Source organism: Paraburkholderia sp. MM6662-R1 (genome assembly GCF_050436245.1).
Taxonomy (GTDB): domain Bacteria; phylum Pseudomonadota; class Gammaproteobacteria; order Burkholderiales; family Burkholderiaceae; genus Paraburkholderia; species Paraburkholderia tuberum.
Genome location: NZ_JBNDLV010000001.1, coordinates 238,476 through 252,256, shown reverse-complemented (window position 1 = coordinate 252,256; position 13,781 = coordinate 238,476). Strand labels below are relative to the sequence as shown.

At 66.7% G+C, this 13,781-nt stretch carries 8 protein-coding genes and 1 pseudogene; 5 read left to right on the top strand and 4 right to left on the bottom strand.

What is annotated here, in order from left to right:
- Nucleotides 1-521: 521 nt before the first annotated feature.
- The 5 genes from OKW39_RS01070 to OKW39_RS01050 all read left to right on the top strand — a co-directional run bounded on the left by OKW39_RS01070 (nt 522) and on the right by OKW39_RS01050 (nt 8,249).
- Complete coding sequence (locus OKW39_RS01070) at nt 522-1,766, top strand: tyrosine-type recombinase/integrase (RefSeq protein ID WP_429561850.1); 1,245 nt, start codon at nt 522-524, stop codon at nt 1,764-1,766.
- Nucleotides 1,767-1,995: 229 nt separating this feature from the next.
- Nucleotides 1,996-2,592: a hypothetical protein gene (locus OKW39_RS01065; RefSeq protein ID WP_429561849.1), complete on the top strand. Its 597-nt coding sequence runs from the start codon at nt 1,996-1,998 to the stop codon at nt 2,590-2,592.
- 334 nt (nt 2,593-2,926) lie between these two features.
- Nucleotides 2,927-3,532: a DUF2760 domain-containing protein gene (locus OKW39_RS01060; RefSeq protein WP_429561848.1), complete on the top strand. Its 606-nt coding sequence runs from the start codon at nt 2,927-2,929 to the stop codon at nt 3,530-3,532.
- Nucleotides 3,529-5,376 carry an Hsp70 family protein gene (locus OKW39_RS01055; RefSeq protein ID WP_429561847.1) on the top strand — a complete coding sequence of 616 codons (1,848 nt, stop codon included), beginning with the start codon at nt 3,529-3,531 and terminating at the stop codon, nt 5,374-5,376. Before OKW39_RS01060 ends, OKW39_RS01055 begins: the two co-directional genes overlap by 4 nt.
- 5 nt (nt 5,377-5,381) lie before the next feature.
- Entirely contained in the window at nt 5,382-8,249 is a 2,868-nt protein-coding gene (locus tag OKW39_RS01050) for an Hsp70 family protein (RefSeq protein WP_429561846.1), read from the top strand.
- 109 nt (nt 8,250-8,358) lie between these two features.
- Here the strand turns inward: OKW39_RS01050 and OKW39_RS01045 are convergent.
- The 4 genes and pseudogenes from OKW39_RS01045 to OKW39_RS01030 form a co-directional block, all read right to left on the bottom strand.
- Nucleotides 8,359-10,457, bottom strand: a pseudogene (locus OKW39_RS01045) (D-(-)-3-hydroxybutyrate oligomer hydrolase).
- 231 nt (nt 10,458-10,688) lie between these two features.
- On the bottom strand, nt 10,689-10,940 hold the full coding sequence (locus OKW39_RS01040) for a BBE domain-containing protein (RefSeq protein ID WP_429363697.1): 252 nt from the start codon (nt 10,938-10,940) through the stop codon (nt 10,689-10,691).
- Nucleotides 10,941-11,008: 68 nt separating this feature from the next.
- A complete protein-coding gene (locus tag OKW39_RS01035) occupies nt 11,009-12,544 on the bottom strand; it encodes a transglycosylase SLT domain-containing protein (RefSeq protein ID WP_429561845.1) in 1,536 nt (511 codons plus the stop codon).
- A gap of 157 nt (nt 12,545-12,701) precedes the next feature.
- The gene (locus tag OKW39_RS01030) at nt 12,702-13,733 is read right to left on the bottom strand and encodes a sensor domain-containing diguanylate cyclase (protein ID WP_429361010.1); all 1,032 of its coding nucleotides are present in this window, start codon (nt 13,731-13,733) and stop codon (nt 12,702-12,704) included.
- Between the last annotated feature and the right edge of the window lie 48 nt (nt 13,734-13,781).

Below are 13,781 nucleotides of genomic sequence, written 5' to 3'. Positions count from 1 at the left end.
TCCGTTGTCGATCGGAGTCGGTGCCTGGGTACTTTCTCCAATCCCATGCAAGGTACTTGTTATGCGTTTGTCATCGTGTCAGGCTTGCGTGGCAATTTGACGACCCGAAACCCGACAGTCAGCCGAATGGCTCGGCAGTGCACTCATGAAATCCAGGGTCGAGGGCAACGCAGCCGATGTCCGTAACGGCTGACTCCGGTCGGCGCTCCACTCCTATTCGAATATAGGCGAGGACAAAGTTCAATAGAATTCGAATACGGCAATGCCACTAATAGACGGCGACTATAGCGGGCGGAAAAAGAGCGCCACCCTGCATCACTATATGCCGATCGATCGTCACCGCGTCGAAGCTTGAGCGCACTCGGCTGTTTTGCGCCAGGCGCAGCCGACTGTGTGATAGGGTTTCGCGTTTCGTCCGCAACAGAGTGGGCACTGCTTTCTTTTCAGGCAAGCGCTTCTGAGAGCACCTGAGCGGAGCAGAATGACGCCAACCGGCGTGCGCCCGAGGAGTGTCCCGAACCGTGTCCAAAGCCGTGCCGAAAGCTGCCCCGAACGCTGAGCTCGCCACCGTCCAGCCCGTCGAATCGCTCGTCGTGCCGGAACTGCTCGATGGCCGCGACGGCACCAATCGCGGCGCGGCGGAAAACTCGCAGCTATCGGCGCGCAACGACCTCGACGCCGTGCGCGCCTGGCTGTCCAATTACGCGGACACCAAGACCACCTTCGACAACTACCGCAAGGAAGCGGAGCGGCTGCTGCTGTGGGCCGTCGTGCAGCTCGGCAAGCCGCTGTCGTCGCTGACGCACGAGGATCTGCTGCTGTTCAAGGCGTTCATCGCCGATCCGCAGCCGGCCGCGCGCTGGGTGTCGGCGAACGGCGGCAAGTACGCGCGCGGCGACGCACGCTGGCGGCCGTTCAACGGGCCGCTGTCGCCCGCCAGCCAGCGCCAGGCGCTGATCATCCTGAACGCGATGTTCACGTGGCTCGTCAACGCCGGCTATCTGCGCGGCAATCCGATGGCGCTCCTGCGACAACGCGCGAAGCGCTCGGCGCCACGCGTCACCCGCTATCTGTCGACCTCGCTGTGGGACGAAGTGAAGCTGTTCGTCGAGCAGCTGCCGCAAGATACCGATGCGCAACGCGCGTACTACGCGCGTTGCCGCTGGCTGACCACGCTGTTCTATTTGCAGGGCATGCGCATTTCCGAGGTGGCCGGCGGGCAGATGGGCCAGTTCTTCAGAAGGCTCGGCGCCGATGGTCAGGACCAGTGGTGGCTCGAAACGCTCGGCAAGGGCGAGAAGGAACGCATCGTGCCGGTGTCGGCCGAACTGGTTCAGGAGCTGCGCGGCTACCGCACGCTCAATGGCCTCGCCGCCCTGCCGACCCGCGCCGAGGAAACGCCGCTCGTGCTGCCGTTCAAGGGCCGCAACCGCTGCCTGTCGCGCTCGGCGATTCACGACGCGATCAAGCGCATCTTCGCGGGCGCGGCCAAGTGGCTGCGTGCGCGCGGTCCCGAATTCGCCGATCGCGCCGACGAGCTCGAGCGCGCGTCGGCGCATTGGCTGCGGCATACGGCCGGTTCGCATCAGGCGGACGGCGGCGTCGATCTGCGCACGATCCGCGACAACCTCGGCCACGTTTCGCTGAACACGACCAGTCTTTACCTCCACACCGAGGACGACGCGCGGCATACCGAGACCGTTAATCGACACCGGATGAACTGGGACGACGCGAAGTCTGAAGACGGCAATGCGGGCGGCAATTAGGCGCGGATCGGGCGGCTGAAACTCGCCGCCGGAATTTTTGCGTTATGTCTTTCCATTTCCCAGTTGGATCAATTCATCAGGCGATGCGCGCCGGGCATGCGCTTGCGCCTGCGCGTTTCCCCGCTCGTTTACCCGCTCGTTTCCCTGGTCGTCGATTCATATCTCAAGAATGCAAAACGCCGACCGTTAAACGGGCGTCGCTCGACAAATAACCAATACAAACCGGGGAATGAACTTGAAAACCATCACCAACGCGCTGTTGGCGTCGGCTGCGTGCGCTACCTTTCTCGCGGGCTGCGTGACCAGTGGGCAAGGCCGGCTCGTCAGCGCCCCGAACCGGGTCAACGAAGTGAGCGTGACCGCGTATCAGCCGTTGCCGACCGATGTGTACGTCGTCAATGTGGTCGATCGCGATGTGGTGCTCGTCGGCGGCGATACGTATATCTGGGTCGTCGGCCGGGACGGCGTCCGGCATCGCCAGTTCTATGCTCATGGCGATCATCGCGCCGAGGTTTTCCATCGCCGTGAGGAACTGCATCGCGTGATGGCGAGCCATGACGGTCATCTGCCGGAGCATCCCGGCGGCGGCGAGCATCCGGGCGGCGCGCATCCGCCGCTCGGGCAACCGGGCGGCCCCGCGCCGGCGATGGCCGCGCACGAACAGCCGCCGCGAGCCGACAGGCACGCCGCCAGACCGGTCAGGTCTGCGCCCGCGACGGCCGCGCACGGACAACCGCGCCGCGCCGTCATGCACGTCGCCGGGCCGGTCAGGCCCGCGCCCGCACCATCGGCAAAGCGGGTGTCGAAGGATCCGAAGAAGTCGTAACGTCGCTGATAGGCGCGCTGCCAAAGCGCCTTCCTGCATCGCCCGCTTCCCCCAACTCCCCGCCAATCCCACCCCATTGCCCGCTAGAATTGCCGGCTTTGCCCGCGTCGGGCGCGCCGCAAGGCAAAATACGGGTTTTGCGCGCGCCGCACGCGCGGCCGACCCGGTCGCGAAGCGTCCCCAAACCGTTTTCGGGCCCGGCGGTTGCATCGTCGCCCCGGGCGGCGCGCCGACCCGCAACATCACAGCCCCGCCCGGCCCGTCAGCTTCGCTGCCCGGCACACGCGGCGCGGCGAGGACCGCTCGTCCCCAACAGAGCAGATCAGGAGCCTTTATGAGCGATTCGAATCCATCCTTCCTCGGCCGCATTTCGCTGGCCGTCGGCACGTTTTTCAGCATTCTCGGCAATGGCGACTTCGCCGCCGACGTCCTGCGCCTGCGCAACGGCGAAAAGATCGGCGCGGCCCCGGCAGCCGCCCCCGCCGCCACGCCAACCCCAACCCCAGCCCCCGCCGCCGCCCCGCAACCGAAGCCGCAACCCGCGCCGGTGCTGAAGGAGGCCTCCCCCGACGCCGCGCTGCAACTGCTCGGCCTGCTGCAACGCGACGCGCGCTTCATCGATTTCGTCGAGGAAGACATCAAGGCCTATAGCGACGCCGACATCGGCGCGGCCGCGCGCCTCGTGCACGAAGGCTGCCGCGCGACGCTGCGCGAGCACTTCACGATCCGCCCGGTGCGCGACGAAGCCGAAGGCAGCCGCGTGACGCTGCCCGCAGGCTTCGACGCGAGCTCGGTCCGGTTGACCGGCAACGTGGTCGGCAGTGCGCCGTTCAACGGCAGCATCAGCCATCGCGGCTGGCGCGTCGAGGATGTGCGTCTGCCGAAGCTGGCGGACGGTCATAACGCAAAAGTCATCGCACCGGCGGAGGTGGAGCTATGAGCGACGCACGCTATTCGATCGGCATCGATCTCGGCACCACGCACTGCGCGTTGTCCTACGTGGACACGCACGCGAGCGACGATGAGAAAACCACCCAGGACGTGCTGTCGATCGTCCAGCTCACGGGCCCCGGCGCAATCGATAATCTGCCGCTGCTGCCCTCGTTCCTATACCTGCCGCATCCCGACGAACTGGCCTCCGGCGACCTCTACCTGCCGTGGACCGGCCAGCGCGAATTCGCGGTCGGCGAATTCGCGCGCAGCCGCGGCGCCGGCACCCCGATCCGGCTCGTGTCGAGCGCGAAAAGCTGGCTGTGCCATCCGGGCGTCGACCGGCGCGCAGGCATTCTGCCGAACGATGCGCCGCCCGAAGTCGCGCGCGTGTCGCCGCTGGAAAGCTCGGTGCGCTACCTGACGCACCTGCGCGAAGCATGGGACCACGCGCATCCGGACGCGCCGTTCGGCGAGCAGGACGTCACCGTGACGATCCCCGCGTCGTTCGACCCCGCGGCGCGCGAGCTGACGGCGGAGGCCGCCGAGGCCGCCGGCTTCACGCGCATGACGCTGCTCGAAGAGCCGCAGGCGGCGCTCTATAGCTGGATCCAGAAGAGCGGCGGGCAGTGGCGCAAGCAGGTCAAGATCGGCGACATCATCCTCGTCGTCGACGTCGGCGGCGGCACGACCGACCTGTCGCTGATCGCGGTGATCGAGCGCGACGGCAATCTCGAACTGCATCGCGTCGCGGTCGGCGATCACATCCTGCTCGGCGGCGACAACATGGACCTCGCGCTCGCGCACGTGGTCGCGCGCAAGCTCGCCGCGCAGGGTACCCAAGCCGACGCGTGGCAACTGCGCGCGCTCACCTACGCGTGCCGCGCGGCGAAGGAAACGCTGCTCAGCGACCCCGCCACCGACACCGTGCCGCTCGTCGTGCCGAGCCGCGGCTCGAAGCTGATCGGCGGCTCGATCCGCACCGAGCTGACGCGCGCCGAACTGACACAGACGATCCTCGACGGCTTCTTCCCGCAGGTCGACAGCGCCGCGCGTCCGGTGAGCCGCGCGCGGGTCGGTCTGACGCAGCTCGGCCTGCCGTATGCGCAGGACGCGGGCATCACGCGGCATCTGGCGGCGTTCCTCGGGCGTCAGGTCGGCGCGCTGGCGGAACTCGAAGGGCTGCGCGAACATGTCGCGCCCAACGCGAGCTTCCTGCATCCGACCGCGATGCTGTTCAACGGCGGCGTGTTCAAGTCGACGCTGCTGGTCGAACGGATCATGGGCACGCTGAACGGCTGGCTCGCGACCGAAGGCGCGGCGCCGGCCCGTCTGCTCGAAGGCGCGGACCTCGATCTGGCGGTCGCGCGCGGCGCGGCCTACTACGGCTACGTGCGGCGCGGCCGCGGCGTGCGGATTCGCGGCGGCACCGCGCGCGCGTACTACATCGCGATCGAATCGGCGATGCCGGCCGTGCCCGGGCTCGAGCCGCCGGTGCAGGCGCTGTGCGTCGCGCCGTTCGGCATGGAAGAAGGCACCGACGCCGAGCTGCCCGCGCAGGAGTTCGGGCTGGTCGTCGGCGAGCCCGTGCATTTCCGCTTCTTCGGCTCGTCGGTGCGTCGTCAGGATCAGGTCGGCACGCTGCTCGATTACTGGGGCCCCGAGGAGTTGCAGGAACTCGAGGAAATCGAGGCGACGCTGCCGGCGGCCGGCCGCACCGCCGGCGAAGTCGTGCCGGTGAAGCTGCACGCGCGTGTGACCGAAGCGGGCACGCTCGAACTCGAAGCGATCCCGCGCGGCTCCGACGAGCGCTGGAAAGTCGAATTCGACGTGCGCGGCAACGCGAATGCGTGATTGACATGAAGCGGTACAGCGTCGGCATCGATCTGGGCACCAGCAACACGGTGCTCGCGTACGCGCAAGCCGGATCGCAGCAGATTCGTGTGTTCGAGATCGAGCAACTCGTGAGCCCCGGCGAAGTCGCCGCTCGGCCGCTGTTGCCGTCGGTGCGCTATCAGGCGGCCGATGGCGAACTGAGCGCGGCCGATCTGCAGTTGCCGTGGTCCGCCGCGAGCGCGGCGGCGAGTCGAGGCGGGGACGCCGCGCAGCCGGTCGTGGTCGGCCGGCTCGCGCGGCTGCTCGGCGCGCAGGTGCCGGGGCGGCTCGTCGCCAGCGCGAAAAGCTGGCTGTCGCACGCGTCGGTCGATCGCGTCGCGCCGATCCTGCCGTGGGGCGCGCCCGACGACGTCCGCAAGATTTCGCCGCTCGAGGCGAGCGCGAGCTACCTCGCGCACGTGCGAGCCGCATGGAACCAGCACTTTCCGAAGGCGCCGCTCGAACAGCAGGACGTCGTGCTGACGGTGCCCGCTTCGTTCGACGAAGGCGCGCGCGCGTTGACCGTCGAAGCGGCGCGGCTCGCGGGGCTGCCGTCGCTGCGGCTGCTCGAAGAGCCGCAGGCCGCGTTCTACGACTGGCTGTTCCGGCATCGCGACACGCTTGCCGACGAGTTGGCGGACACCCGGCTCGTGCTGATCTGCGACATCGGCGGCGGCACCACCGATCTGACGCTGATCGAAGTCGGCCTGTCCGACGACGGCGAGCCGCGCCTGACGCGCGTCGGTGTCGGCAATCATCTGATGCTCGGCGGCGACAACATGGACCTCGCGCTCGCGCATCTGGTCGAGGCGCGGCTGTTGGGTGATGCCGGCGGCGGTGCGCAGGCGCCGCAACGGCTATCGGCGGCGAGCCTGTCGCAGCTGGTCGAGCGATGCCGCGTCGCGAAGGAGCAATTGCTCGGCGCGCAGGCGCCCGAGTCGGCGCCGGTCACCTTGCTCGGCGCGGGCTCGAAGCTGATCGGCGGCGCGCGCACGACGCAGGTCACGCGCGACGAGGTCGAGAAGATCATCGTCGATGGTTTCTTGCCGCGGGTGGCCGCCGATGAGCGTCCGGGCCGGCCGCGCGGCGCGATCGTCGAATTCGGCCTGCCGTACGCGACCGATGCGGCGGTCACGCGGCATATCGCGGCATTTCTCGAACGTTTCGCCGCGCAGTCGCGCAAGGCCCTGGGGGCGGATTCCAGCACGCCGGACGCATCCGGCACAGCCGCCCTGCCCGTTCCCGACACGCTGCTGCTCAACGGCGGCGTGTTCCGCGCCGACGCGCTGTCGCGGCGTCTGGCCGACACGCTCGGCGGGTGGCGCGGCGCGCCGCTCAACATGCTGCACAACGACAACCCCGACGTCGCGGTCGCGCGCGGCGCGGTCGCCTATACGCTCGCGCGCGCGGGCTTCGCGCCGAAAATCGGCGGCGGTTCGCCGCGCAGCTATTTTCTGGTGCTCGACGAAACGCCGGCCGGCAAAGACAACGCCGAGCCGGACGCGGCGCCGGCGCAACGCGGCATCTGCCTGCTGCCGCGCGGCACCGAGGAAGGTCATGAGATTCTGATCGCGGAGCGCACGTTCGCGCTGCGGCTCGGGCATCCGGTGCGCTTTCACCTGGTGTCGTCGAGCGCGGACACCGCCTATCAGCCCGGCGAACTGGTCGACCTCGCGGGCGGCGACTTCGTGCGCCTGCCGCCGATCGCGACGATCGTCCAGCCACGCGACGGCCATCGCGCTCGCGAAACCGCCGTGCGCATCGCGACGTCGCTGACCGAGGTCGGAACGCTCGACGTCCATTGCATCGAGCTCGACGAGCCGTCGCAACGCTGGCTGCTCGAATTCCAGCTGCGCCACGCCGACGCGCAGGTGGAGCTATCCGCCGAGGGCGCACCGCAACGCCACCCGGCGCTCGATCGCGCGATCGAACTGATCGACCGTTGCTTCGGCGCCCGCGCGCAAAACGTCGACCCGAAGGAGATCAAACGACTGCGCGCGCAGCTCGAACATCTGCTCGGCCCGCGCGACAGCTGGAACAGCGCGTTGCTGCGCGAACTGTTCGGCGCGCTGTGGGAGCGCACGCGCCGCCGCCGCCGCTCGGCCGATCACGAAAGGCTGTGGCTGAATCTGGCCGGCTATTGCGTGCGGCCCGGCTTCGGTTATCCGCTCGACGAATGGCGCGTCGAGCAACTGTGGACGCTGTTCGACGATGGCATCCAGTACGTGAGCGACAGCCAGGTATGGTCGGAATGGTGGACGCTGTGGCGCCGCGCGGCCGGCGGCCTCGGCGAAGATGCTCAGTTGCGCGTGCTCGACGCGATGGACTATCTGCAGAAGGCCGCGCAATCGCGTCACAAGCTGCCGTTCGATGTCGCGAAGACCGGCTTCGCCGATATGGTGCGCCTGTCCGCATCGCTCGAACGGATTCCGGCCGAACGCAAGATCGAACTCGGCGAGGCGGTGCTCGCGCGCCTGAAAAAGCCCGCGGAAAACCATCAAAGCTGGTGGGCGGTGGGACGGATCGGCGCACGCCAGCCGTTTTACGGCAGCGCGCATAGCGTCGTGCCGCCCGAGGTCGCCGCGCAATGGCTCGATGCGATCGTCGCGCTCGACTGGAAGAAGGTCGACCCCGCCGCCTTCGCGGCCGTCCAGATCGCCCGCAAGACCGGCGACCGCTCGCGCGATCTGCCCGACGCGCTGCGCGCGAGCGTCGTGCGACGCCTCGAGGCGGCGAGCGCGCCGCGCGCCTGGGTCACGATGGTCAGCGAAGTCGTCGCGCTCGATAACGCCGACGAAGGTCGCGTGTTCGGCGAATCGCTGCCGGTCGGGTTGAAGCTGATCGGCGGCTAAAGCGTGTTGCGCGGCGCGAAGCTCGGCACCGCTCGTGCGGCGTCCAGATGCACAGCAACGCGCACCCAGGCGGATACCTGTGTGCGCGCATTGCTTCAGCACGCGCCGCTCAATTCGGCACGTTCACGGCGCCATTCGTTGCGGAAATCGCATTGACACCCGGGCTCGCCGCGATCGCCGGCAGGTTGGCCGTGGTCAGCGCCGGTGCGGCTCCGGGCACGCCGCCGCGCGGTATCGTGTGGATCACCTGCGACGGCGGCAACGGCGTGCCGTTCTTCAGATGAGCCCACATCAGGTTGAGCGCCTGAAGATTGTAGTAATGCAACGGCACGAAACGCGTGTCGAAACCGGCGACGCCGAGGAACGCGTCAAAGTGCTGACCGTTCGTGACTTCGTACAGCGCCAGCTTGCTCGCGCTGCCCTCGACCACCTGGTTCAATCCGAGATACGGCCGCGACGCGTGATTGATCGGCACCAGCGCATCCGCGCGTCCTTGCACGATGATGGTCGGCTTGCCATGCAGATTCGCATTCACGCGAATTGCATCGACGCTGGCATTCAACGAACCGCTTGTCCATCGCGCGCGCAGGCATGCGGCGCCCGCGTAGCTCGCATCGGCGGTCGCGAGCCGATGATCGAACGCGCCGGAGGCGCCCGCGTTGTAGACGAGGTTGATGCCATTGGTCGGCGGCACGCCGTTGCCGTTGCCGAACACCGTCAGCATCGGCGACACCGCCGGCGTCACGCCGGCTGCGCCAGTCGCGCTGGTGGTGCCGAAGCTGAAGTCGCACAGGTTGTCGGCGACACTTGCGCGCGCATACGCATTCGCATAGGTCACGGCGACGGCCGGCACCGCCTGCGAGTCCCACATCGGCGCTTGCAGCAGGTCCGAGTCGGTCTGATAGCCGTTCTGATGCAGCAGCGCGAGCGCGTTGCTGGCCTGCGTCACCGTATCCGTTCCCGCGATCACGCCGGCCGCCGCGAGCGACGCGCAACGCGCGGTGCGCAGCGCGGTGGTGGTCGCGCTCGGCAGCGCGCTCAGATACGGCGCGCCGGTCGCGGCGGGCGCGAGCGCGGCGCACGGCTGCAGCAGGTTCGCGAGCGTCATGTAATCGGCGAGCGGTTTGCCGAACGCGCCGACCGGCACGCCGCCCTGCGCGACCGATACCTGCGGCGCAAGCCGCAGATTGATCTGCGGCTCGCCGACCACCACTGCCGTGATGAGACCCGACGTGTCCTGCTCGGCCGCCGCGAGCGACGCGCCGCCGCCGTTGCTGACCGACGCGGCGATCGTCGTGATGCTGCCGCTCGCATAGCGCACCGTGCGCGTCGAGCCATTCAACGCGCCGTACGAATCGTTGAGCGCCCAATACGCAAACTGGATCGCCTGCAACGTGTTCTTGCCCCAGTCCTGCTCGGGGTTCTGTTGCGAGTGCGCATGCTTGAACGCATAGCGGTTCGGGAATTGCGCGTTGAACGCCGCCAGCGTGCTGCTGCCGAGCTTTACTTCGCGGTGAAGAGGCTCGCCGTGCCCGCGGCGGTCGCATCCTGCAACGTGCCGTCGATCAGCGTCACGCGATTCGTCGACAGCTCGTGCGCGCCGTTGCCGCCGCCCTTGTCGGTGTAGGCCACCGCGCAGCCGCGCTTCAGGCCCCACTCGCCGGCCGCCGAAATCGCGCCGTACACGCCGCGCGAACCGGACGACGTCGCGGTGACGATGCACGGTTGGTCCGGATTGAAGCTCGTGGGAATCTGCACGAGCAGGCTAACGTTCTGCGCGCCGCTGCCGTCATCGGCATAGGCGAGGTATTCCTTGCCCGCGATCTTGCCTTCGCCGAGCGTGTCGTTGCCGTTCAGGTCGACGTTGGGGCCCCAGAAGCGTCCATAGCCGCCGTTCGCCGTCATGTCGACGAGCGCCCGATAGTTCGACCAGATCGCGAGACGCCGCAATTCGGCGGCCGTAGGTTGCGCCGCATTCGCGATGGCCGGCGCCGTCGCCGATGCGAGGCCGGTCTTGCCGAGGCCCGCGGTCAGCAGATCGTCGCTGTTGCCGTCATAGGATTTCGTCGTCACCGCGCTTTTGATGAAGCCAGGCAGCACGTTGCTCGGCGGCGGTTGCAGCCCGTCGTTGCCGCTGCCACAGCCCGCCAGCACGATTGCGGACGCCATCACGGTCAACGCGGTACCGAGCCTCCATGGATTGCGCATGGCCGCCGGGATTTTTTTCGGTGTTGTCATCTGTTCTGTCTCCGTCATTTATACGACGTTGTATTGGCAGCGGTACCCAACTTGTTGCCGACCCCGCTCCATCTGGTTCGCCAGAACGAGATGCTTCGGATACCGATGCATCGCTAGCGTGCATTGACCTCTCTATGGAGTCAATACACGGTCATACCCTTACATAACGAGCATCAGGATTCGGGCGAAACAGCCGGCCGGCTAGTCGGAATCGGCCATGCGGGTGAAGCCGTCGTCGCTCCAGTCTTCGGAGCCGACACCGTGGCGAACGAAGAAAACTCCGTGCGGGTCGTAACGCTGCTTGATCGACAGCAAACGTGCAGAGTTGCCCCCCAATACGCCGCTTGCCAGTCCTCCTGGAAATAGCTGCTCTCGGCGACGTATGCGCCGCCGGCCGTCGCGAACGCTCGAGCGCTTGCATCGAGCGAGGCGTGAGCGAGCCTCGATCTCCACGGGAATGTTGAAGGGAAGCTTGGCCAGTCCCACCGCGCTGCGACAGCGCTTTCAGATGCCCGCTTCCCTCACGCTCCGCCCTGCTTGCGCATCTGCCCGATAGCGCGAGCGCGTGCAGCCTCGGCCTCCCGGACGAGCCGGTACGCAACGTAATATTTAAAGACATTGCGCACGTACGTCGTTGGTTCGATGCCGATTTTCTCGGCGACTACGATTTCGACATTGTTGAACCACTTGTTAGGATCGAGACCGCGCGCCGCCGCTTCCTTGCGCATTCTGGCGATCTTTGCGGGTCCTGCGTTGTAGCTTGCGAATGCGAACAGCGAGCGGTCCCGTTCCGAGAAGTGAGCATCGGGAAAGTAACGGGCCATCAGCACATCGAGATATTTCGCTCCCGCATGTATGTTGGACTCCGCCACCCTGATGTCGCCAACCGCAAGTTCCTTCCCCGTGGCTGGCATCAACTGCATGATCCCGATTGCGCCAACGTGACTGCGGGCGCTCTGGTTCAGCTGGGATTCCTGATAGCCTTGAGCCGCCAGCAAAAGCGGATCGAAGCGGTACTGCGCACCGTATTTTTCGAAAAGACCGACCGTCTGCCCGAACCGCTTCAGCTCCGCTGACTCCGTATTGTTGGAGATCTGCTTGATGCGCTTCATTTCCTGCTGCAGGCGGACTTCCGCGACACTCTGCTTCTTCACGTAATTCAGGTAGAAGTCGTTGATCGCGTCCTGCAGTTTGGGGCTCTTGAAGCGCACCGCCCAGCCGATGTAGCCTGCGTCGCGCACCGAAATGTCGTTATGCACGACGATTCCAGCCAGTACCGGCGCCCATACCTTTGCCTTCCAGTCGTCCACGACGAGGATCTGGAGCAGCCCGACATTGAGCATCTCCATTGCATCCTCGTCCTCGAGCGCGTCGGGCAGCGGCACGAGTTTCACCGGAGCTTTGCCTTCCTTGCCAAAACGCGCGTTCAACGCGTTCAGGCTCTCGTAATAGCTGCTGCTGGGCCGCACATGGACCGTCTTGCCGCTGAGATCGTCGAGCTTCGCGAGGGCCGGCGACTTCGGCCCGGTCACGACCACTTCGCGTACTGCTGTCCGGTCACGCGGCGCCACGAAGTCGACCTGCTTCAGGCGGACCTCCGTGACCGTCAGATTGCCCGCGGCGATGTCGCCCCGGCCCGCTATCAGCCCCGGGAGCAACTGGTCGCGAGTCGTCGGAATGATGACCAGGGTGAGCGGACGATTGCCGAGCGTCGCCCGGTACTTCTTGTTCACATAACGCTCGAAGTCCCGCATGAGACCGGCGGTCAGCCCACGTTCGTGACCTTGCTCATTCAGATAGAGCGTTCGACTGTAGGGAACCAGCACGCGGATCAGACGCCGGTCGAGCATGGCGTCGAAATCGCCCGTGAACGGTTGATTGCCGAGATCGATACGGCGCGCTGCGGGAGCCGACGCCGCGGCGGTTGGGGATGCCGGGAGGGCCGACGAGGCGGCCGGCTGCGCGGCGACACTTTGGGCGGCGACGCACGCCGCGGGGCCGACGATCATGCCTGAGCAGAACGCCGCGATGTACAGCAACGTTTGAATGATGCGCATCGTAAAACACCCTGCTGCCGCACCCGGCGACTGCGTCGACGTTCACTACGCGCATCCATATTGCCACGCTGGCAACGGGTGAAAATGGGACGAAGGTCCTATAAGCAATGCGCCATGACTGAAGATAGAGCCGTACCGACGCAATCGCCAACGCCCGCTACGCCATCGTCACGCGATTTCGTCCGTGATGCTTCGAGCGATACAACGCACGGTCAGCGCTCGCGAAACCGTCGCGATGCGCGGGTCGCGACAGGTCGCTGATACGCGTGAGCGACGCGCCAATGCTGACCGTCACCACCCCAAGCGGCGACGCGCGATGCTCGATCGCGAGGTCCGCCACGCGCTGGCGCAGCGTTTCGAGCGTGTCTTCGAGCATCGATGGTTGCGCTTCGAGCACCAGCATTCCGAACTCCTCGCCGCCCATGCGCCCGACCACGATGCGCTCGCTGTCGGCGGCGGCCTGCATCACGGAGGCAACCAGATTCAGACAGTGATCGCCGGCCTGATGACCGTAGGTGTCGTTGTACTGCTTGAACCAGTCGACGTCGACGACCACCGAGCCCATCACGTCGCCGTCGCGCGCCTCCTTCCAGCGGCGCGCGATGGTTTCGAGCAGGAAGCGCCGGTTGTACAACTGGGTGAGCGGATCGATCGCGGTGGCCGTGCGCATCTTCAGATCGTTTTCGATCATCGCGCGCAGGTGGTAAAACACGCCGCGCCGGCCCGCATCGAGCCGGCCCGGCGCCGGGTCCATCGCGCACAGCGCGCCGACGATCTCGCCGTTCGGCGCGCGCAATGCGATCGCCGCGTAAAAGCGCACGAACGGATGACGCTTGACGAGCATGCATTCGCCGAAGCGGCTGTCGTTGTGCGCATCATCGATCACGAACAGGTCGGCATCGCGCACCGCGTAGTCGGCGAGCGAGCGCGCACGCGTGACGAGCGGCATCGCCATGCCGACCTCGGCGCGATAGTGCTGATGCTCCTCGTCGAGCAGCACGATCGCGGTAATTGCCGCGCCGGTCACGCTCTTCAGAATCTCCGCCGCATGCGTAAAGCACTCGCGCATCACCTGGTCGTCGTGCAACAGCCACTCGATGACCGAAGACTCGACCTCGGGTTCGCCGGCGGCGGTCGAGTCGACTGGCATCCGGCTGGCGAGGCGGTCGTTACTGTAAGCGAGTTGCACGGAAGGGTTCCAGAATGGGCTTAGCTTATGTCAACGGCATAGGCACGC

Bases quoted from the DNA above. Each gene is read 5' to 3' on its own strand.
- OKW39_RS01065 (WP_429561849.1), top strand. From the start codon at position 1,996: ATGAACTTGAAAACCATCACCAACGCGCTGTTGGCGTCGGCTGCGTGC.
- OKW39_RS01060 (WP_429561848.1), top strand. From the start codon at position 2,927: ATGAGCGATTCGAATCCATCCTTCCTCGGCCGCATTTCGCTGGCCGTC.
- OKW39_RS01055 (WP_429561847.1), top strand. From the start codon at position 3,529: ATGAGCGACGCACGCTATTCGATCGGCATCGATCTCGGCACCACGCAC.
- OKW39_RS01050 (WP_429561846.1), top strand. From the start codon at position 5,382: ATGAAGCGGTACAGCGTCGGCATCGATCTGGGCACCAGCAACACGGTG.
- OKW39_RS01035 (WP_429561845.1), bottom strand. From the start codon at position 12,544: ATGCGCATCATTCAAACGTTGCTGTACATCGCGGCGTTCTGCTCAGGC.